Origin of the sequence: Chitinophaga sp. (genome assembly GCF_036569185.1) — a bacterium.
Lineage (GTDB): Bacteria > Bacteroidota > Bacteroidia > Chitinophagales > Chitinophagaceae > Chitinophaga.
In genome coordinates this window covers 1-22,112 of record NZ_DATCRD010000030.1, presented here as the reverse complement: position 1 = coordinate 22,112, position 22,112 = coordinate 1, and the positions used below count along the sequence as shown (strand labels likewise).

Below are 22,112 nucleotides of genomic sequence, written 5' to 3'. Positions count from 1 at the left end.
CATCACCACCGATGGCACCCGCCGCTTTATCAATGGCACTTTCGACTGGGCTTATGAAGAAGAGTTCGGCTGCCGCGACGGATTCCGCTGGAGCCCCGATAGTAAGCGCATCGCCTACTGGCAGATCGATGCCACAAAGATCCGCGACTTTCTCATGATCGATAACACTGATTCTATCTACTCCTTCACGGTACCTGTGGAGTATCCGAAAGCAGGAGAAAGCCCTTCTGCCTGCCGCGTGGGCGTTGCAGATATACAAACTGCTAAAACAACCTGGATGCAGGTTCCGGGCGATCAGCAACAACACTATATTCCCCGCATGGAATGGGTGCCGGGAAAAAATACCCTTATCATCCAGCAGCTGAACCGCAAACAGAATGAAAGCAAAATAATGCTTTGCGATGCAGGCAACGGAAAAGTACGCCCGCTCTATGAAGAAAAGGACAGCGCCTGGATCGATGTAAAATCCCGCTGGGATGATGATAACATCGCCGGGTGGGACTTTATCCGCAACAGCCGCTCCTTTATCTGGGTAAGCGAACAGGATGGCTGGCGTCATCTTTATAATATCTCCGTGGAAGATGGTAAAGCCACTTTACTCACACCTGGCAACTACGACGTGATCAGCATTGCCAAGATCGATGAAGCGGCTAATACCATCTATTTCCTGGCTTCTCCTGAGAATCCCACCCAACAGTACCTGTATAAGGTGCCGCTGAATGGGGGCAAGGCTGAGCGCATTACCCCGTCTAATGAGCCCGGTTCCCATGAGTATAAGATCTCTCCTTACGGCACATGGGCCATCCATGAGTTCAGCAATGCCTATACTTATCCTGTAAGCGAAAACCTTCAGTTGCCCGCGCATAAAAGCAGCGGTCATGCAGTGTTAAACGCCATTACTAAAGGCGCATCGGCGCCTAACAAACCGGAGTTCTTCAACATTACTACTGTAGATGGCGTTACCATGAGCGGCTGGATGAGCAAGCCTGCCAACTTTGATCCCACAAAAAAATATCCCGTTGTATTTTATGTATACGGCGAGCCTGCCGGGGCTACCGCCCTGGACGTGGTGGGAGCCGGCCGCAACTTCCTCTATGATGGTGACATGGCGGCCGACGGATACGTATACATCTCCATGGACAACAGGGGCACTCCGCTGCCAAAAGGTCGTACCTGGCGCAAATGTATTTACCGTAAAGTAGGGCTGATCAATGCACGGGACCAGGCAATGGGTGCCAAAGCGCTGCTGCAGAAATATCCTTTCCTGGATCCGCAGCGCACGGCCGTATGGGGTTGGAGCGGCGGCGGCTCTATGACGCTGAATCTTTTATTCCAGTATCCCGATATTTATAAAACAGGTATTGCCATTGCCGCAGTAGGCAACCAGCTCACTTATGATAACATTTACCAGGAGCGTTATATGGGGCTGCCGGAAGAGAACCGGGATGATTTTGTAAAAGGCTCGCCCATTACCTACGCCAAAAACCTGGAGGGAAACCTGCTGTACATCCACGGTACCGGTGATGATAATGTACATTACCAGAACGCGGAAATGCTGCTGAATGAACTGATCAGGTATAACAAACAGTTCCAGTTCATGGCGTATCCAAACCGCACGCACAGCATCTCCGAAGGGCAGGGCACTTTTGAGCACTTATCCACTTTATATACGAATTATCTGCGTTCGCATTGTGAACCGGGCGCAAAATAAGTACCTTTGCCTCCCTAAATTGAGAAGTATGTCCAGGACAGCTATTATTGGAATACTGGCAGCGTTGCTGGTAATTGTATGCGCTTTTTTACCATGGTCGGCAGTAGATGTGGAAGGCAGGCACCTGGTATTCACCGGCGTAAACGGAACCGGCTCCAATTACGGTGAGCCCGGCCGTTTGTCTGTTATCCTGGCGGTAGTGGCCATTGTAATTTTCCTGGTGAAAAACAAATGGGTGTCCAGGATCAATCTCTTTATTGCCGGGTTCCTGCTGGCATGGACTTTCAGGAATATGTTGCTGTACTCAAGATGCGAACTGGGCGATTGCCCGCATCCGCAGGCGGGCTTGTACCTCTCGCTCGCCGGCGCGGTGGTGGCGTTTGGCTGTGTGCTGTTCACGCGCACGGCGAAGGGTAAATGATCGCCTTCGGCGATGCGTTAGAAGATGGTTTTATGTAAGATCCAGGCGCCTGCAAGGATACCGGCGCCTATCAGCCAGTAGCGGATGATTACCGGGAGCGGGCGTTGCGCCGTTATTTTCGCTTTAATAAAACTAAACACGGTGAGGCCCAGGAAAACCAGCATGATGCTGGTTTGTGAAGCAGCGGTGAAATTTTCGTTGGAAAGATAGGGGCCCAGCGAAAGACCGCCCCCAAGTAAAAAGAAAAAGCCTGTCAGCAGCGCGCTCCTGACAGCACGGGAACGGCTGAACGTAGTTTCCTTTACCTTTTCCTGTTCCAGCATCAGCTCCCACGACTGTGCATCCTTTTCCATTTCCTGTTCTATATGCGCAATCGTGCGCGCGTTGATATCCAGGCGTTGCAGTTTGGTCCGTTCCTCGTCGGACAACAGGTAGCTGTCGTGCTGCAGATCGCCTTTATTGGCCTGGAATGCGCTGATCATTACCAGTAAGGCGCCAATGATCCACACACACAAATGGATGGTATAAAATGTTTGAACCTCTATGGGAAATACCTGTATTACCTGCGTGGCAAAGAACAGCAGGAAAAGCCCGTCGGGAAACCCGATCATGAAGTCTGTTTTCCACCCGGAGCTCCGGATGGCTTTATGGGATGTAGTCATACAAAGATTACTAGCTGAAAGCCTGTTCCAGGCTTTTCCTGATGATCTGCACGCAATCGCTGATCTGCCCGGCGTTGATAGACAGGGGAGGTGCAAACCGTATTTTATCTCCGTGTGTTGGCTTGGCCAGCAGGCCGTTTTCTTTTAAAGTAAGGCAAAGGTCCCAGGCGGCTTCGGGGTCTTTATGCGTAATAACGATGGCATTCAGCAATCCCTTACCACGGATGGTAGTCACAAAAGGGGAGTGCAGTTCCTTCAGGCCGTTGCGGAGCAGCTGGCCCATGGCCGCGGCGTTTTCGGCCATCTTCTCATCTTTCAGCACCTGCAGGGAAGCAATGGCTACTTTACAGGCCAGCGGGTTGCCCCCGTAAGTAGAACCATGTTCTCCCGGTTTGATAGTGAGCATCACCTCATCGTCGGCCAGTACGGCGCTTACCGGTAAAGTGCCACCGGATAAGGCTTTCCCGAGGATCAGGATATCGGGCCGCACATTTTCATGATCACATGCCAGCATTTTACCGGTACGTGCCAGGCCGGTTTGTATTTCATCTGCAATGAACAGCACGTTGGCGTCCTGGCAGTATTGCCGCGCTTTGGAAAGATAGCCTTCATCAGGTACCATCACGCCTGCCTCGCCCTGTATGGGCTCCACCAGGAAACCGGCTACGTTTTTATCCTGTAAAGCCTGCTCCAGCGCAGTTAAGCTGTTATAAGGAATGATTTCATACCCCGGTGTGAAAGGGCCGAAATTATCCCGTGCAGTAGGATCCGTACTAAAGGAAATGATATTCAGCGTACGCCCGTGGAAGTTATTGGCGCATACAATGATCTTTGCTTTGTCTTTCGGAACGCCTTTCACTATATACGCCCAGTGACGGCATAGCTTCAGCGCTGTTTCCACTGCTTCCACACCCGTATTCATGGGCAGCACCTTATCATATCCGAAATAACCGGTGATATATTGTGCGTATTCCCCCAGCAGGTCGTTGTGGAACGCACGGGAGGTAAGTGTAAGTTTCTTCGCCTGCTCAATGAGCGTGGCAATAATTTTAGGGTGACAATGCCCCTGGTTAACGGCAGAATAGCCGGACAGAAAATCATAATAACGTTTGCCATCCACGTCCCATAAAAAAACACCTTCGCCACGGTCCAGTACAACCGGTAACGGGTGATAATTATGGGCACCATACTGTTCTTCCAGCGCCAGATAATGTTGTGACTTTTCGCTTATCGTGTATGAAGGTACCATAACTCAAAAGTAAGGAAAAAGATGCAAGAAGCTGTTAGCCATCAGCTAACAGCTTCCGGCTAATTATTCTCTTTCAGTTTCTTTACCAGGTCCACATATTCCTGCATGGCCGCCTCTTTTGTTTTGCCCTTCAGCGCTGCCCATGCCTCATGCTTGGCCTTCGCTACAAAATCAAACGGGTTGGAGGGCCCGTCGTTATCCACATCGCCGGTAGTGCCCTGTTTATACAACGCATATAACTGCAGCAGGATTTCATTGGAAGGTTTCTCCGGCAACGTTTTACTGGCTGCCACTGCTTCTTCAAACTGGTTTGTTAGTTCCATGTGCGGTGAATTTTGAATTTTTAAGAATACGGGTTAACACCCTCATTTTTCCCTTATGTCTATAAAGTTGAGCTTTATATATTAATATATCAAAAAAAGCCCCCGCCGCAGTTTCTATCTCCTTAAAAACCAAATAACAAAACATAATTACCAAACGCATTAACTAATGAACTAATTTCAATACCTTTGCCGGCTGAAAAGGTGCTGTGCAATACATTGCAGCAGGACTACGGAACAGCAAAACATCATATGAAGAATATTCGCAATTTTTGTATCATTGCCCATATTGACCATGGTAAAAGTACCCTGGCAGACCGTTTACTGGAGTTTACACATACTATTTCCGACCGCGACATGCAGGCCCAGGTACTCGACGACATGGATCTTGAACGTGAAAAAGGCATTACCATCAAGAGCCACGCCATCCAGATGGACTACACTGCAAAAAATGGTGAAAAATATATCTTTAACCTGATCGATACCCCCGGCCACGTGGACTTCTCCTACGAAGTATCCCGTGCCCTCGCCGCCTGCGAAGGCGCGCTCCTCCTGGTAGACGCTGCACAGGGGATCCAGGCGCAAACAATTTCCAATCTCTACCTTGCACTGGAAAACGACCTCGAGATCATTCCCGTTATCAATAAAATTGATATGCAGGGCGCCATGATCGAGGAAGTGAAAGACCAGATCATTGAGCTCATCGGCGTAAAAGACGAAGATATCCTGCTCGCTTCCGGTAAAACCGGTATCGGCATCGAGGATATCCTGGAAGCTATTGTACACCGCATTCCTGCTCCCGAAGGCAGTAATGAAGCACCCCTGCAGGCGCTTATCTTCGATAGCGTATTCAACTCCTTCCGTGGTATCATCGCTTATTTCCGCGTGTTCAACGGATCTATCAAAAAAGGAGATAAGATCAAATTTGTAAACAGCGGGGAAGAATATTTTGCAGATGAAGTAGGGATACTCAAACTCGGCCTGGAACCACGCAAAGAAGTGTTCACCGGCGATGTAGGATACATTATTACCGGTATCAAAAGCGCTAAAGAGGTAAAAGTAGGGGATACCATCACCCTGTCCAATAATCCCTGCGCAGAAGGTATCAACGGTTTCCAGGAAGTAAAGCCCATGGTGTTCGCCGGGATCTATCCCGTGAATACGGAAGACTTTGAAGAACTGCGCGAATGCATGGATAAACTGCAGCTGAACGACGCTTCCCTCACCTATGAGCTGGAAACCTCACAGGCGCTGGGATTCGGCTTCCGTTGCGGCTTCCTCGGCATGCTTCACATGGAAATCATCCAGGAACGCCTGGAAAGGGAATTCAATCAAACCGTGATCACCACGGTTCCGAACGTGAGCTTTATTGCGCACACCACCCGCGACGGTGTGATCACTGTGAACAACCCGAGTGAAATGCCCGATCCAACGCGTCTCGACAGGATCGAGGAACCTTTCATCCGCGCACAGATTATCACCAAACCGGAGTATATCGGTAACATCATGACCCTTTGCCTCGGCAAACGCGGCAACCTCCTGAATCAAAGCTATCTGACCACCACCCGCGTGGAACTGATGTTTGAAATACCGTTAACAGAAATCGTATTCGACTTCTACGATAAACTGAAAAGCCAGACCCGCGGCTACGCTTCCTTCGATTACACACCGATCGGCTTCCGCGACAGCGATATCGTGAAAATGGATATCCTCCTGAACGGCGACAAAGTGGATGCGCTCAGCGCCCTTATCCACAGGAGCCGCGCCCACGACTTCGGCCGTAAGCTTACCGAAAAGCTGAAGGAGCTGCTGCCCCGCCAGCAATTCCTCATCGCCATACAGGCAGCTATCGGCGCAAAAATTGTGGCCCGCGAAAACATCAGCGCTATGCGTAAAGACGTAACCGCAAAATGTTATGGTGGCGACATTTCCCGTAAACGTAAGTTACTCGAGAAACAAAAAGAAGGTAAGAAACGTATGCGCCAGATAGGTAGCGTGGAAATCCCGCAGGAAGCCTTCCTGGCCGTACTGAAACTGGATGATTAATCGTTTGTTTGCTTCGCCTTCGGCGAAGGAATTTGTCCTGGAGCAGGATTACGCTGATTATACTGATTAATTTGATTTTTAGATTTTCTTAATTATAGTTAAGGGAGATGAAAGTAGATATAACTGCTTTTATCTCCCTTTCTCTTTTATAAAATCCGGGGAATAGCTTCAAATTAATCAGTATAATCAGCGTAATCCTGCTCCAGGACAATTTCCCCTTCGCCGAAGGCGAAGAGGAAGTCACTAAATGTGTTATATTTGGAAAAACCAATCACCATGCGTTCTTTAGTGCTCTCTTTAACAGTGGCATTTGCTGCATTCACATTCTCTGCTGCAAAAGCCCAGCAGGCGCCGCCTGCGGCCGACCAGGTAGTAAAAGATGCCTGTGCACAGGCTGCGAAAACCAATAAAAAAGTGTTCGTTATCTTCCACGCATCCTGGTGCGGTTGGTGTCATAAAATGGATACCGCTATGAATGATGCCAGCGTGAAAAAAGCATTTGATAACAACTACGAGATCCGTCATATCACCGTGATGGAGAACGGGGCCAACAAAGCCCTGGAAAACCCCGGTGGAGCCGATCTCCTGGCTAAATATCATGGCGACCAGGAAGGCATTCCATTCTGGCTGGTGTTAAATACCAACGGCGAATTGCTGGCCGACAGCCGTATGAAAAGTCCGGCCGGTAAATTGCAGAACGTAGGCTGCCCCGCACAAAAAGAAGAAGTAGACTACTTCGTGGGCATCCTCGAAAAAACTTCAAAAATGAAACGCGGAGAACTGGACGCCGTGCGTGCCCGCTTTGGCAAGATCGCCGCTGCCACCGCGCATTAAGCGCGGAATTTGTCTGACTCGCTGATTTTGATGATTTCGCTGATTACACTGATTTTATTTTTTTGAGTTTTGTAATTAAGTAAAGGGAGATGTGAGCGATATACCCGTTCCCATCTCCCTTTACACTTTATATTATACTTCACAAATTCAAAAAGTAAGAATCAGTGTAATCAGCGAAATCATCAAAATCAGCGAGTCAGACAATTTCCGCGAAAATTCGTATTTTACCCTCTCATACACCTCCTTTCATACACCAGCCAATCTCCCGGTAACAAGTTTTTATACAACAATCTATTCATATGCACCTGACTGCACGGGAAACCGAAAAATTATTACTGCACCTGGCCGGGGAACTGGCAGAGAAAAGAAAAGCAAGGGGACTGCGCCTGAACTACCCGGAAGCCATTGCACTTATCAGCAGCCGCTTAATGGAAGCGGCACGCGATGGTAATTCTGTGGCTACGCTTATGCATTATGGCGCTACTATCCTTACCCGCGAAGATGTCATGGAAGGAGTGCCCGAAATGATCCATGAAGTACAGATCGAAGCTACCTTTCCCGATGGCACCAAACTCGTAACTGTACACGATCCTATCCGTTAACCATTTATAAATATTACAACCATGATCCCCGGGGAATATTTTTTAAAGAAAGAAGATATCATTGCCAATACCGGCCGGAAAACAGTCCGGATCAGCGTGGTCAACACCGGCGACAGGCCCGTGCAGATTGGCTCCCATTGCCACTTTTTTGAAGTGAACCGTATGATGCTGTTTCCCAGGGAAGCTGCATTCGGTATGCGGCTCAATATTCCTTCCGGTAACGCGGTTCGCTTTGAACCGGGAGAAGCCAAAGAAGTAGAACTGGTGGAACTGGGCGGCGCCAGGAAAGTGATAGGCATCAATAACCTGGTAAATGGCGACACCACCGATCCCGCTGTGAAAGCGGCTGCCATTGCGAAAGCAGCATCTCTCCATTTTAAATCCGGACAATTATGAGCCTGCACATCAGCAAAACAAAGTATGTGAATATGTATGGTCCTACTACCGGCGATCGCGTGCGACTGGCCGATACAGACCTCATTATAGAAATAGAAAAAGATTACAACGTATACGGCGACGAAAGCAAATTCGGCGGCGGTAAAAGCGTAAGGGACGGTATGGCCCAATCGGCCACAGCCCTGCGTAGCGAAGGGGTGCTGGATTTTGTGATCACCAATGTGATCATCATCGATCACTGGGGAATTGTAAAGGGAGATATAGGGATTAAAGACGGGAAAATTGTTGCGGTAGGACAGGCAGGAAATCCCGATACCATGGATGGCGTACATCCGCAACTGATCATCGGCGCTTCAACAGAAATACATAATGGCGCTAACCTCATTGCTACCGCAGGCGGCATAGATACGCATATTCATTTCATATGCCCGCAACAGGTAGACCACGCACTTTTCAGTGGCGTTACCACCCTTATAGGCGGCGGTACAGGCCCTGCAGATGGCACTAGTGCCACCACAGTAACACCGGGCAAATGGAACATGCAACGCATGCTGCAGGCAGCGGAGGCATACCCGGTCAACCTCGGCTTCTTTGGTAAAGGCAATTGCGCTACCACAGGGCCACTGGTGGAACAGATCGAAGCCGGTGCATTGGGACTTAAAATTCATGAAGACTGGGGCGCTACACCCGCTGTTATCGATGCATCGCTGAAAGTGGCGGATGAACTGGATGTACAGATCGCCATCCACACAGATACGCTGAATGAAGCCGGCTTCCTGGAAGACACCCTCAACGCCATCAACGGCCGCGTAATTCATACCTTCCACACGGAAGGCGCCGGCGGAGGCCATGCACCGGATATCATCCGCGCAGCCTCCTTCCCGAATGTATTGCCCGCATCTACCAATCCCACACGGCCTTACACGGTGAATACCATCGACGAGCATCTTGATATGCTTATGGTATGCCATCACCTCGATAAAAAAGTACCGGAAGATGTATCCTTTGCAGATTCCCGCATCCGGCCGGAAACCATAGCGGCAGAGGATATCCTGCACGATATGGGCGTATTCAGCATTATGAGCTCAGACTCCCAGGCCATGGGCCGCATCGGCGAAGTGATTATACGCACCTGGCAAACCGCTGATAAAATGAAGAAACAACGCGGCGCGCTGGAAGAAGATAAGCATAACGATAATGATAATTTCCGTGTAAAAAGATACATCGCCAAATATACTATCAACCCTGCCATTGCACATGGCATCTCCAACCATATCGGTTCCCTGGAACCCGGTAAGATGGCGGACCTGGTGCTGTGGAAGCCCGCCTTCTTTGGCGTAAAACCCGAAATAATCATCAAGGGCGGTATGATCAATGCCAGTCGCATGGGCGATCCCAATGCTTCCATTCCTACACCGCAACCGGTGATATACCGCCATATGTTTGGCGCGCATGGAAAAGCATCGCTGCACAACAGCGTGTTGTTCGTATCTGCGTTATCGTTAGAAAAAGGAATTAAAGAAGAATACGGTTTGCAGAAGCAGCTGCTGCCGGTAAGCAACTGTCGTAACATCTCCAAAAAAGACCTGGTACATAACGACAAAACACCGGACATCACAGTCAATCCCGAAACATACGAAGTGCGGGTAGACGGAGAGAAAATTACCTGCGAGCCATTGAAGGAATTATCGCTGGCACAACGCTATTTTTTATTTTAATCCGCAGAAGATATGCTGGTAAGGGAGATCATAGGAAATACGGAGGCGCATACACGTAGCAGCAGGGAAACAGATCTGTTGCCGCTGGAATGGTTTGAAACCTCCAGGCGCATTCAGCGGAAATACACTGCCGGCGGGCGTGAGGTAGCATTGAAGTTTACAAAGGAAGGACAACACCTCAAACAAAATGACATCGTTTACCAGGATGATGACCTGGTGATTGTGGTAGACATTCTTCCCTGTGAGGCCATTGTGATCAGTCCGCGTAACATGGGGGAAATGGCAAAGGTATGCTACGAGATCGGTAACAAGCACCTGCCACTTTTCCTCGAGGAAGAGCAACTGCTTATTCCTGCTGACGAGCCGCTGTACCGCTGGCTGCATGCCGCCGGTTACCCGGTGGTAAAAGAGCGGCGTAAACTGCTGCATATCCTGCGTACTAACGTACAACCACATACGCACGGGAACAGCGGTCCTTCGTTTTTTGAAAAGATCCTGGAACTGGCGTCAAAATAAAATATATGGAACAGCATTACCCGGGCAGCTTACTTCACCTGGCAGACAGTACACTGCCCATTGGCGGCTATACACATTCTGCCGGGCTGGAAACCTTTGTGCAGCAGGGCCTGGTGCATAATGCCGCTACCGCCGCCACCTTTGTGCGCAATATGCTGCAAAACAATTTGCGCTATAACGACGCGGCGTTTATGAGCCTGGCTTATAACGCTGCTGCACAAAAGAACCTGGAGGAACTGCTGGAGCTGCAACAACTCTGCAGCGCTGTAAAAGCGCCACGGGAGCTGCGGGAAGCAAGCCAGAAACTGGGCGCCCGGCTCACGCGTATTTTTTGTCGCAGGTATCCCAGCCATCTGGTAACGCAGTTTGAAATAGTGGCCGGCTGCAGCCCGCATTACAGCCTGGCATTCGGCATCTACGCGCAGCTCACGGGTATCTCACTGCGGGCCGCTTTGTTTGGGTTTTACTATAACGCCGCCATGGGCATGGTGACCAACTGCGTAAAACTGGTGCCCCTGGGGCAAATGGACGGACAGGACATTATCTTTGACCTGCAACCTTTGCTGGAAGAACTGACGGAAGCCACTATACAACCCGATAAATCATTGCTGGGGCTTTGCAACGCCGCATTTGATATCCGCAGCATGCAACATGAGCGCCTGTACAGCAGGTTGTATATGTCGTAATTATAATTATTCATATCATGAGCAGAGAATATATAAAAATAGGTGTGGCAGGCCCGGTAGGTTCCGGTAAAACGGCCCTCATTGAACGGTTAACAAGGCAAATGGCGCAGCACTACCAGGTAGCGGTGATCACAAATGATATTTATACAAAGGAAGATGCCGAGTTCCTTACAAAAAACAGCCTGCTGCCCCCGGAAAGGATCATCGGGGTGGAAACCGGCGGCTGTCCGCATACCGCCATCCGCGAAGATGCCAGCATGAACCTGGAGGCCGTGGAAGAAATGGTGCGCCGTTTCCCCGGTATTGAGATCGTGTTCATAGAAAGCGGGGGCGATAACCTTTCCGCCACTTTCAGCCCCGACCTGGCCGACGTAACCATCTTTGTAATTGATGTGGCAGAAGGGGATAAGATACCCCGTAAAGGAGGCCCGGGTATTACCCGCTCCAACCTGCTGGTGATTAATAAAATTGACCTGGCGCCCTATGTGCATGCAGATCTTGGCGTGATGGAAAGGGATGCACGTAAAATGAGGAACGGGCAACCATTCGTGTTCACAGATCTCATGAGCGGCACAGGGCTCGATAACGTGATCAACTGGATTAAAAGATACGCTTTACTGGAAGATATTGCGGCGCCTAATCTCCTTACATGATCAGTGAACTGAAGATATTGACGGGAAAAAGGGATCATAGCACTTACCTGAAAGAGTGCTTCTGCACAAGGCCTTTTAAAATAGCCAATGTGCGGGAGGAGCGCAGCGACCCGGTACTACGCCTCATGATGATGAGCTCTTCGCCCGGCATGCTGGATAAAGATCATTACCGGGTGGATATCACCGTAGCTGCCGGCACCGCTTTACACCTGCAAACGCAGGCCTACCAGCGGTTGTTTAACATGGAAACGGGCGCCATCCAGGAAATGGAAGTGCGCCTGCAAGCAGGCAGTACTTTCACCTTTTTGCCACACCCGCTGGTACCGCATGAAAAGGCTACCTATACCGGCTATACGAACCTGCGCCTGTCGGATAACTGCCGCCTGGTGTGGGGAGAGATCATCACCTGCGGGCGTAAGCTCAACGGGGAAATATTCCGGTTTAAAAAACTGCACAGCATTACCCGGGTGTTTGCAGGTACACAGCTATTGCTGATGGATAACCTCCTGATGCAACCCGGCGTTACCAGTTTCCAGGCAATGGGCTGGATGGAAGGATATACCCACCAGGCCACCTTCCTGTATGTAGATACCCATGAAGGCGTATCCCTGCAGGAAATTACGGATAGTCTTCACCGTTACCTGGAACAACAGCCCGGTATGCTCGCAGGTGTTACCCGCACCGCCGGTAATGGTATCATGGTAAGAATGCTGGGCAACAGCGGGGAACAATTATTTGAATGCCAGCAGCAACTGGCTAAACATTTACCTGTTTAAATGAATCCTATGTCATTTATCGATAACAGTTTATTACTAACAGCGGTTACTATCAGCTGTTTGCATACGGCCTCCGGACCGGATCATTATGTGCCCTTTATCGTTTTTTCCCGTACCCGTAAATGGTCGGTGGCCAAAACTATCGGGTGGACGGCCCTCTGCGGCCTGGGGCATGTAATGAGCTCACTGGTGATCGGTATGATAGGAGTGCTGCTGGGGTGGCAGTTGTCCCGCTTTACCGCCATCACGGAAGTGCGCGGCGGCATTGCAGGATGGGCGTTGCTGGTATTGGGGCTTTTTTACCTCATCTGGGGATTGTATAAGGCCATCGCCAACAGGCCGCATAAACATTTTGATGTGTACGACGACGGCGATATGTATGTGTACCAGCACCGGCACAATGAAGCCTATGTGGCGCCACAGAAGCGGATCCGCGTAACGCCCTGGATCCTGTTCGTCATATTCGTGATGGGACCGTCGGAACCATTACTGCCGCTGTTATTTTATCCTGCAGCGCAACAATCTGTACCCGGCATTGTGATGCTGATTGCCACGTTTACATTTTTTACGATCCTTACCATGATCATTATGGTGCTATTGGGATACTATGGGTTTTCCCTCATGAAACCCGTTGCTACAGAAAGATACATGGCCGCCATCAGCGGCGCCGCTGTTACGCTCTGTGGAACGGGCATGGTTTTTATGGGTTGGTGAACTGTTTAGCAGCTCAGGCTGTTATAGCAGATAAACCTTTACCACATGAGAAAATGGCTCCGGATCATCCTTATTACCGGCGGTATATTTATCGCGCTCCTGGTGTTGTTATTCCTGGGGATGACCTGGTACATACATGCCAATAAAGACAATTTCCTGAAACAGATCACCGCCCAGCTGAATGATCGCCTGAGCGGGAATATCCGCATCGGGGATATGGAGCCTTCCCTGTTGAAAAGCTTTCCCAATGTGTCTATAGCCCTGAAGAAAGTAGTGCTGGAAGACAGCCTTTTCCAGCAACATCATCATCCATTGCTGGATGTAAATGATATTTTCGTACGGGTGAATACGTTATCACTGTTACGCAAGCACGTAGATGTAAATGAGATCAGCCTGCAGGACGGTACCATTTTCCTGTATACAGATACCACCGGCTATTCCAATACCTATGTGCTGCAACGGAAATCAGCTCCGGCAAAGAAAAAAAGCTCAAAGGATGCCAACATCAGCAAGCTCACTTTAAAGAATATCAGTTTTATTATAGATAACCGGCAGAAGTTTAAATTATTTCACCTGGATATACGCCAGCTGGATGGCAAAATGGATGCTACCGATACCAGTATGCAGTTTACTATGGTATCGGATATCCTGTCTAAAAGTTTTGCTTTTAACACTGCCAAAGGAAGTTATCTGAAGGATAAAAAACTTCAGTTAAACCTTTCCGTTATCTTCAATAAACGTACAAAGATCCTCCAGATACCGCAGCAGGAGATCCGTATAGACGACCACCCGGTGCTGATTACCGGGCAGTTTGGTTTTGGCGAAAAACCGCCGCCTTTCCGCCTGAAAATTAATGCCAACCAGGTATTGCTGCATGACGCAGCCTCCTGGTTGTCGCCCAATATCAGCACGAAACTAAGCAGCATTACGCTCACCAGGCCACTGGACGCAGAGGCTAACCTCGACGGGCATATGAAATACCGGGACACGCCTAAAGTGCTCATCACCTGGAAAACCACCAACAATGTACTGGTGAGCACCATGGGGGAGTGGACCAACTGTAACTTCACCGGAAGGTTTAACAATGAAGTGTTACCCGGCCGTGGCCATAACGATGAAAACTCCGCTGTGAATATTTTTGGTTTGAGCGCCACCCTGGCAGGGGTGCCGCTGAAAGCAGATACCATCCGGGTGGTAAACCTGAAACAGCCCTTGCTGCGGGGGCATTTCCGGTCTGATTTCCCACTCACGAACCTGAACAGCGGGCCTGATGAAAGTCCCATATTGTTTAAAGAAGGCAGTGCCAATGCCGACCTGTATTACACCGGCCCCGTGCTGGCCAGCGATAATACGCCTTCCTCCCTGGAAGGAGTGGTCCAGGTAAAACAGGGCGCATTCACCTATCTGCCGCGTAACTTATCTTTTCATGATGCCAGCGCATCGCTGCGCTTTACAGGGCAGGACCTGCTGCTGGAAAACATCCGCATACAAACACAAAAAAGCAACCTGCAGATGGATGGTATGGTGAAAAACCTCCTCAACCTGTACTTCACTACACCTGAAAAAATTGAGCTCACCTGGAATATCCGCAGCCAGCTGGTAGACCTGAATGAATTCAAAAGCTTCCTGGCGCCACGCCGGAAAGTGAAGGCTTCCCGCAGCCAGCAGAAGGCAAAAATGAGCCGCGTAAACCGGCAGCTGGATGTGGTGCTGGCTTCCAGCAACGTAGTGATGCAGGTGCAGCTGGATAAGATCACATACCAGCGCTTTACCGCGCAGAATGTAAAGGCCTCCGTGCAACTAACGAATACGGATATACTCTTAAAACAGATTGCCCTGCAGCATGCGGGCGGAAATATGCAGATGGCCGGAACAATTCACCAGCAGGGGAATAACAACAATTTCAGCATGAACGCCACGGTGAATAATGTGCATATCAGCCAGCTGTTTTACGCATTTGATAACTTCGGGATGTCGTCGCTTAAATCGGATAACCTGAAAGGAAATGTATCGGCAAAAGTGAACCTGAAAGGAAACGTACTGGATAATGGAAGTCTCGCAAAAAATTCCCTTTATGGCAGCATCAATTTCAATTTGAAGAACGGGGCGCTGGTCAATTTCGGCCCGCTGACAGATATAGGCCTCTTCGCTTTCCGTAAGCGCCACCTCGATAGCGTCACAATTGAAAACCTGTCGAACACCTTCCAGGTGCAGGGCAACAAAGTACTGATCCCACCCATGCGTATTGCTTCCAGCGCTATCAATATTGATGTGAACGGAGTTTACGGGATAGACGGCGGCACCAATATCAACCTGGACATTCCGTTGAGAAACCCGGCGAAAGATTCAGCAATAACGGATAAGGAGGAAAAGCGTAAACGCAGCAGGAAGGGGATAGTTATACACTTGCGGGCAGTATCTGAAAAAGATGGAAAAGTAAAGATCAAACTCGGTAAAAAAGACGATGAATAAACCGTGGTTGCTGCACTGTTGCAGCAACCACGGGCACTATTTTCAGGCCACCGTTTGGAACGCCTGTTCAATATCTCCCTTAATATCACTGATATGTTCGATACCCAGTGAAATACGCAACACGCCCGGTGCCACACCTGCTTTCCTCTGCTCTTCCTCACTGAGCTGCTGGTGGGTAGTAGTAGCCGGATGGATGATCAGCGTTTTGGAATCACCTACATTGGCAAGATGGTATATTAACTTCAACGCCTGTACGAATTTATCCGCCGTTTCTTTTCCCCCTTTGATCTTAAAGCTCAAAACGCCGCCAAAGCCATTTTGCAGGTACTTCTTCGCCAAAGCATGATATTTATTATCCGGTAACCCGGGGTAGTTAACAGATTCCACCTGCGGATGTTGCTGCAGCCATTGGGCCAGCGCCAGGGCATTGTCTACCGTGCGTTGTACCCTGAGGGAAAGCGTTTCCAATCCCTGCAGGAACAGGAAAGAGTTCTGAGGCGCCAGTGCCGGTCCCCAGCTCCGCAAGCCGGCCACACGCGCACGGATAATATACGCAATATTGCCAAACGGGCTGTGCGACCCGAACACTTCCCAGAACTTCATGCCATGATAAGCTTCATCCGGTTCGCTAAACTGTACAAACTTACCGTTGCCCCAGTTATAGTTGCCGCCATCCACAATGATGCCGCCAATGCTGGTGCCATGCCCGCCAATCCATTTGGTGGCCGCTTCTACCACCACGTTGGCGCCATGTTCCAGCGGGCGGCTTAAGTAACCCGCCGCGCCGAATGTATTGTCCACTACCAGGGGAATATCATACTTGCGCGCAATGGCGCTGATCTTCTCAAAATCAGGAACGGCAAACCCGGGATTACCGATGGTTTCCACGTAGATCGCTTTTGTTTTTTCATCGATCAGCGCTTCAAAGCTTTCCGGGTTATCCAGATCCGCAAAACGGGCCTCTACGCCAATCCGCTTGAAGCTCACTTTAAACTGGTTAAAAGTGCCGCCGTACAGGTAAGAAGAAGTAACAAAATTATCTCCCGGCAAGAGGATATTATGCAGCGCTATAAACTGCGCCGCCTGCCCGGAAGCCACTGCCAATGCGCCTACACCGCCTTCCAGCGCCGCTACTCTCTTCTCAAATACATCTGTGGTAGGATTCATGATGCGGGTATAAATATTACCAAACTGTTTCAGCTGGAATAAGTCGGCCGCATGCGCTGCACTGTCGAATGTATAGGAAGTGGTCTGATAAATTGGCACTGCAGCCGCATGGGTAGAGGATTCTGGCTGATAACCTGCATGTACCTGTAAGGTGTCGAAATGTAATGGCTTATCGGGCATAACCGGAAGATTTAAAGGTTTGAATATTAGTCTACAAATATAGTAGACTAATTTGAATAACAAAATATTTAACGCTATTCTCACACAAAAAATAATATCTTCGGCACTATTACTATAAAAATGGTGTTCGGGGAAGAACACAGCTGACCAATGTTATTGACTATTACAACTAAACGTTACCCCGCTACAGACCTGGGTTATCTGTTGCACAAACATCCCGCAAAAGTACAAACCGTTGAACTGACTGCAGGGAGTGCACATATCTTTTACCCGGAAGCAACAGACCATTCCTGCACTGCCGCTTTGTTACTGGACATTGATCCTGTGCGACTGGTACGTGGCAACGGGAAGGGCAACGACTTTGCACTGGAACAATATGTGAACGACCGTCCTTATGTGGCCTCGTCATTTATGAGCGCCGCTATTTCACAGGCCTATGCCACGGCCATGAATGGACGTTGTAAAGACAAGCCCCACCTGGTTGACGAAGCCATTCCGTTTGAAGTAAACCTCTCCGTTTTGCCGATAAAGGGCGGCGAACCATTGCTGCGACAGTTCTTTGAGCCACTGGGCTATGAAGTAACAGTGCAATCGCACCTGCTGGATGAACAATACCCGGAATGGGGGCAGAGCCGTTATTTCAATGTAACCCTGCGTCATACGCTGCCACTGAAAACGATCCTTAGACAGCTGTACATACTGGTGCCGGTGTGCGATAACGACAAGCACTATTTCGTGGGCGGCCATGAAATTGAAAAGCTGATGGAGAAAGGAGAAGGATGGCTGGACACGCATCCTGCGAAAGAGCTCATCACCCGGCGCTATCTCCGGCATATTGCACCGCTGGCAAAACAGGCGCTGGAGCTGATCATGAAAGACGAGATATTGCCGGAAGAGGAAAAACCGGCGAAGGATAAAGTAAAACTGCACGACCTGCGCTTACTAACGGTAAGGGATATACTCCAGGAACTGAACGTGGCAACGGTAGCGGATATGGGTTGCGGGGAAGGAAAGTTGCTCCGCCTGCTCATGGAAAAACCGCAGTTCAAAAAGATCCTGGGCATGGATGTAAGTTATCATGCACTGGAAGTGGCGCAGGACAAACTGAAGCTGGACCGCCTTCCTGAAATGCAGCGCAATCGCATCCAGCTCATCCAGGGCTCACTAACGTACAGGGATAAACGTCTTTCGGGCTTTGATGCCGGCGTGCTGGTAGAGGTGATTGAGCACCTGGACGAGCCCCGGCTGTCGGCGCTGGAGAAAGTAGTATTTGAATATGCACGCCCTTTACATGTGATCATTACCACTGTAAATGCTGAATACAACGTGTTATATGAAAAGCTGTCTGCCGGCGCATTCCGGCATGGTGATCACCGCTTTGAATGGACGCGCGCACAATTTGAAACATGGGCCAACCGGGTAGCTGCGCAATTTGGTTACACAGTTTCCTTCCGGCCATTGGGAGAAACAGATGAAATGCTGGGAGGGCCCAGTCAACTGGCTTTATTTAAACGATCATTATGAGAGACATTATTTTAGAAAAGATAAAGGAACTTGAACAGGAGCACCAGGTAAAAGTATTATATGCCTGCGAGTCGGGGAGTCGCGCCTGGGGCTTTGCTTCACCAGACAGCGATTATGACGTCCGCTATATTTATACCCGGCACAGGGACAGCTACCTGAGTATCACGGAACCACGGGATGTAATTGAATTACCGGTTGATGAAGTGCTCGACATCAGCGGATGGGATATCCGCAAAGGATTACAGCTGTTCCTGAAATCCAATGCCCCGCTGTATGAGTGGTTACAATCTCCCATCATTTACCAGGAGGAAACAGACTTCAAACAAACTATGACCGGCCTCATGGAGAAATATTTTTCTCCGCGCTCGGGCTGTCATCACTACCTGTCCATGGCCTTCAATGTTTTCTCCAATGAATTACAGGGAGAGGCAGTGAAACTGAAAAAATACTTTTATGTACTGCGCCCGCTACTAGCCTGCCAGTGGATCCTGGCGGGCAAAGGCGTTCCGCCCATGGAGTTTGCACCGTTGCGCACGCTGATAACGGATGCTTCCATCCAGGCTACCATTGATAAGCTACTGGAAATAAAAGCCGGTGCAGACGAGCAAGCCACCGTAACGCCGGACCCGGCGCTGCATCAATGGATGGCCTATGCGCTGGAAGAATGTAAAATGCAGGCGGCAGACCAGCCCGCGGTAAAAAATGATACCACGGAGCTGGATCAGCTTTTCCGGAAATATATTTCGTATGACTTTTGAATCACTGCAACAGCAACGGGACTACATCCTGCTGGAATGCATCAGTGGCAGCAGGGCATACAACCTGCAGGTACCTACGTCTGACACGGATATCAAAGGCGTGTTCATACTACCGCAAAAGGAATTGTATGGCATGACCTACACGCCGCAGGTAGCTAATCAAAGCAATGATGAAGTATACTTTGAAATAAAACGCTTCCTGGAACTGCTGGAAAAAAACAATCCTAATATCCTGGAGTTGTTGAGCACCACTAATAGCAACCAGTTGTTCCGGCACCCGCTGATGAACCTTATACGGCCTGTGGATTTCCTGTCGAAGCTATGCCTGGAAACATTTGCAGGCTATGCCAAAACACAGATAAAGAAAGCAAAAGGACTGAATAAGAAGATTAACCAGTCGCATGGAACGGAGCGCAAAGCAATTATTGAGTTCTGCTACGTGATAGCCGGCGCCCAAAGCGTTCCCTTACGGGAATGGCTGCACGAAAAGAATCTCAGGCAGGAAGACTGCGGGCTTGTTAGTATCGATCATTTCAGGGATGTATATGCCTTGTATCACAACAGCCAGTTTGAACCGGGGACTACCTTTAAAGGGATCTTTTCCGGCGCCAATGCCAATGATGTACAGCTCAGCAGTGTTCCAAAAGGCGCGGACCCACTGGCTATTATGCAGTTTAACAAAGACGGCTATACGGTGTATTGTAAAGACTTTGCCGCGTACTGGCAATGGGTGGAGTTGCGCAACGAGGCCCGCTACGAACATAACCGGGAACTGGGTGCAGATTACGACAGCAAACACATGATGCATACCTTTCGCCTGCTCACAATGGCTGAAGAAATTGCATTACATAAGGAAGTACGCGTGTATCGCAACGACCGTGATTTCCTGTTGCGTATCCGCAGCGGGGAGTTCAGTTACGAGGAACTGCTGGAAATGGCTACCCGTAAATTAGATGACATGGAACAGCTGTATGCGGCTTCAGATCTTCCGGATCAACCGGACCCGGAGCTGGCAGCATCACTGTTGATCCGAATAAGAGAGGAATTTTATGCCCCGAAGAAATAGACAATTATCACATATCTCCATACCGGAACTATCACTGGTATTATTGATCGGCCCATCAGGCGCCGGTAAGTCCACGTTTGCCCGCAGGTTTTTCAGACCTACCGAAGTTATTTCTTCAGATGTTTGCCGGGGTTTGATCAGCGATGATGAAAACAACCAGGCCGTTTCTGCCGATGCTTTTGAAGTGGTAAGATTTATAGCGGCAAAGCGGCTGAAACTTGCCCTGCTTACGGTGATTGATGCCACCAACGTGCAGCCGGAAGCCCGTAAGGAATGGGTACGGCTGGCAAGGGAATACCATGTATTGCCCGTAGCCATTGTGCTCAATATGCCGGAGCAGGTATGTAAGGAACGCAACAGCCTGCGTAGCGACCGTAACTTCGGCACGCATGTAATCCCGCAGCAGATCAGCCAGCTCCGGCGCGGGATCCGTCACCTGCGGGAAGAAGGGTTCCGTCATACGTTTGAATTCCATTCACCGGAACAGGTAGCGCAGCTGGAAGCTATTACCCGCGCGCCATTGTATAATAACAGGAAGGAAGACCATGGGCCTTTTGATATTATTGGAGATGTGCACGGCTGCTATGATGAGCTGTGTACCTTACTGGATACGCTGGGGTACCAGGTAGACAAAGATAATTATACACTGATCAGCGCGCCGGCCATTACTAACGCAGAAGGTTATACGCAATTTCGCAAACCGGTGCTGGTGGGCGACCTGGTAGACCGTGGTCCCAAATCACCGCAGGTTCTGCGGCTGGTAATGAACATGGTGAATAACGGGCAGGCCCTTTGTGTGCCTGGCAACCACGATGCCAAACTGCTCCGTTACCTGAACGGTAAAAATGTGCTGTTGCGCCATGGCCTTGAACAAACCGTAGCGCAACTGGCAGGGGAAACGCCGGAATTCCTCGAAGCCGTAAAGGGGTTCCTGGATGGGCTTGTAAGTCATTATGTGCTGGACGACGGCAAACTGGTAGTAGCTCATGCAGGCTTAAAGGAGAGCATGCAGGGGCGGGGCTCCGGCGCCGTAAGGGAGTTTTGTTTGTACGGCGAAACCACCGGGGAAACAGATGAATTCGGCCTGCCGGTAAGATACAACTGGGCGCTGGAATACAAAGGCAAAGCCATGGTAGTATACGGCCATACGCCGGTACCTGAAGCTAAGTTTCTGAACAATACCATCGATATAGATACGGGTTGCGTATTCGGCGCTTCCCTTACCGCCTTGCGTTACCCTGAAAGAGTGCTGGTAGCAGTGCCTGCACAGGAGCAGTATGCGGTGCCTGCCCGTCCTATTGGTTATAACGCCGAAAGCATATTGAGTGTAGCGCAGCAATATGATAATGTACTGGATATAGAAGATTTTACCGGGAAGAAGATCCTGGAAACCCGTTACAGTCATAGCATCACTATCAGGGAAGAAAACAGCATTGCAGCGCTGGAAGCCATGAGCCGCTTTGCCGTCAACCCGAGGTGGCTCATATACCTGCCGCCTACCATGTCGCCCGCAGAAACCAGCCGGGAAGAAGGCATGCTGGAGCACCCGGCGGAAGGATTGCAGTATTTCAGGGACGCAGGGGTTACAAAGGTGATCTGCGAAGAAAAGCACATGGGCTCCCGCGCCGTGGTAATTGTTTG

General features: G+C 49.7%; 20 protein-coding genes and 1 pseudogene. 17 read left to right on the top strand and 4 right to left on the bottom strand.

Annotation, left to right across the window (positions count from 1 at the left end):
- Together VIM72_RS02370 and VIM72_RS02365 are read left to right on the top strand one after the other, a co-directional pair.
- Positions 1-1,711 (top strand): S9 family peptidase (locus VIM72_RS02370; RefSeq protein ID WP_332001270.1); only part of this gene is annotated, 1,711 nt, incomplete at its 5' end.
- Positions 1,712-1,739: 28 nt separating this feature from the next.
- The gene (locus tag VIM72_RS02365) at positions 1,740-2,132 is read left to right on the top strand and encodes a hypothetical protein (RefSeq protein WP_332001269.1); all 393 of its coding nucleotides are present in this window, start codon (positions 1,740-1,742) and stop codon (positions 2,130-2,132) included.
- 17 nt (positions 2,133-2,149) lie between these two features.
- Here VIM72_RS02365 and VIM72_RS02360 read toward each other — a convergent pair whose 3' ends face one another.
- From VIM72_RS02360 to VIM72_RS02350, 3 genes are read right to left on the bottom strand one after another with little or no spacing between them, the layout of a single operon-like run.
- Positions 2,150-2,794 (bottom strand): VIT1/CCC1 transporter family protein, encoded by a 645-nt coding sequence (locus VIM72_RS02360; protein ID WP_332001268.1) that lies wholly within the window; start codon positions 2,792-2,794, stop codon positions 2,150-2,152.
- Between the two features lie 10 nt (positions 2,795-2,804).
- Positions 2,805-4,043: an ornithine--oxo-acid transaminase gene (gene rocD / locus VIM72_RS02355; RefSeq protein WP_332001267.1), complete on the bottom strand. Its 1,239-nt coding sequence runs from the start codon at positions 4,041-4,043 to the stop codon at positions 2,805-2,807.
- Positions 4,044-4,102: 59 nt separating this feature from the next.
- Positions 4,103-4,366, bottom strand: a complete 264-nt coding sequence (locus VIM72_RS02350; RefSeq protein WP_332001266.1) for an acyl-CoA-binding protein — start codon at positions 4,364-4,366, stop codon at positions 4,103-4,105.
- 249 nt (positions 4,367-4,615) lie between these two features.
- Here VIM72_RS02350 and lepA point away from each other — a divergent pair, with 249 nt between their 5' ends.
- The 11 genes and pseudogenes from lepA (at position 4,616) to VIM72_RS02295 (ending at position 15,776) form a co-directional block, all read left to right on the top strand.
- Positions 4,616-6,409, top strand: coding sequence for a translation elongation factor 4 (gene lepA / locus VIM72_RS02345; protein WP_332001265.1), 1,794 nt, complete (start codon positions 4,616-4,618; stop codon positions 6,407-6,409).
- A 276-nt stretch (positions 6,410-6,685) separates the two neighbouring features.
- Entirely contained in the window at positions 6,686-7,243 is a 558-nt protein-coding gene (locus VIM72_RS02340; RefSeq protein ID WP_332001264.1) for a thioredoxin family protein, read from the top strand.
- Between the two features lie 299 nt (positions 7,244-7,542).
- Positions 7,543-7,845, top strand: a complete 303-nt coding sequence (gene ureA / locus VIM72_RS02335; RefSeq protein ID WP_332001263.1) for an urease subunit gamma — start codon at positions 7,543-7,545, stop codon at positions 7,843-7,845.
- A 21-nt stretch (positions 7,846-7,866) separates the two neighbouring features.
- Positions 7,867-8,166, top strand: a pseudogene (gene ureB / locus VIM72_RS02330) (urease subunit beta); the annotation flags it as partial.
- A 71-nt stretch (positions 8,167-8,237) separates the two neighbouring features.
- Positions 8,238-9,959: an urease subunit alpha gene (gene ureC, locus VIM72_RS02325; RefSeq protein ID WP_332001261.1), complete on the top strand. Its 1,722-nt coding sequence runs from the start codon at positions 8,238-8,240 to the stop codon at positions 9,957-9,959.
- A 12-nt stretch (positions 9,960-9,971) separates the two neighbouring features.
- Positions 9,972-10,475, top strand: a complete 504-nt coding sequence (ureE, locus tag VIM72_RS02320; RefSeq protein ID WP_332001260.1) for an urease accessory protein UreE — start codon at positions 9,972-9,974, stop codon at positions 10,473-10,475.
- Positions 10,476-10,480: 5 nt separating this feature from the next.
- A complete protein-coding gene (locus tag VIM72_RS02315; protein ID WP_332001259.1) occupies positions 10,481-11,161 on the top strand; it encodes an urease accessory protein UreF in 681 nt (226 codons plus the stop codon).
- 17 nt (positions 11,162-11,178) lie between these two features.
- Entirely contained in the window at positions 11,179-11,814 is a 636-nt protein-coding gene (gene ureG, locus VIM72_RS02310) for an urease accessory protein UreG (protein WP_332001258.1), read from the top strand.
- A complete protein-coding gene (locus VIM72_RS02305) occupies positions 11,811-12,590 on the top strand; it encodes an urease accessory protein UreD (protein ID WP_332001257.1) in 780 nt (259 codons plus the stop codon). The genes ureG and VIM72_RS02305 overlap by 4 nt, the downstream gene beginning before the upstream one ends.
- 9 nt (positions 12,591-12,599) lie before the next feature.
- A complete protein-coding gene (locus VIM72_RS02300; protein ID WP_332001256.1) occupies positions 12,600-13,304 on the top strand; it encodes a hypothetical protein in 705 nt (234 codons plus the stop codon).
- 45 nt (positions 13,305-13,349) lie between these two features.
- On the top strand, positions 13,350-15,776 hold the full coding sequence (locus VIM72_RS02295) for an AsmA family protein (RefSeq protein WP_332001255.1): 2,427 nt from the start codon (positions 13,350-13,352) through the stop codon (positions 15,774-15,776).
- A 42-nt stretch (positions 15,777-15,818) separates the two neighbouring features.
- Here VIM72_RS02295 and VIM72_RS02290 read toward each other — a convergent pair whose 3' ends face one another.
- Positions 15,819-17,123, bottom strand: a complete 1,305-nt coding sequence (locus VIM72_RS02290; RefSeq protein WP_332001254.1) for an O-acetylhomoserine aminocarboxypropyltransferase/cysteine synthase — start codon at positions 17,121-17,123, stop codon at positions 15,819-15,821.
- Positions 17,124-17,273: 150 nt separating this feature from the next.
- Here VIM72_RS02290 and VIM72_RS02285 point away from each other — a divergent pair, with 150 nt between their 5' ends.
- The 4 genes from VIM72_RS02285 to VIM72_RS02270 all read left to right on the top strand — a co-directional run.
- Positions 17,274-18,647 carry a 3' terminal RNA ribose 2'-O-methyltransferase Hen1 gene (locus tag VIM72_RS02285; RefSeq protein WP_332001253.1) on the top strand — a complete coding sequence of 458 codons (1,374 nt, stop codon included), beginning with the start codon at positions 17,274-17,276 and terminating at the stop codon, positions 18,645-18,647.
- Positions 18,644-19,405: a nucleotidyltransferase domain-containing protein gene (locus tag VIM72_RS02280; protein WP_332001252.1), complete on the top strand. Its 762-nt coding sequence runs from the start codon at positions 18,644-18,646 to the stop codon at positions 19,403-19,405. Before VIM72_RS02285 ends, VIM72_RS02280 begins: the two co-directional genes overlap by 4 nt.
- Positions 19,395-20,471, top strand: coding sequence for a DNA polymerase beta superfamily protein (locus VIM72_RS02275; protein WP_332001251.1), 1,077 nt, complete (start codon positions 19,395-19,397; stop codon positions 20,469-20,471). Before VIM72_RS02280 ends, VIM72_RS02275 begins: the two co-directional genes overlap by 11 nt.
- A partial coding sequence (locus VIM72_RS02270) for a polynucleotide kinase-phosphatase (protein WP_332001250.1) occupies positions 20,455-22,112 on the top strand: 1,658 nt, incomplete at its 3' end. The genes VIM72_RS02275 and VIM72_RS02270, both read left to right, overlap by 17 nt.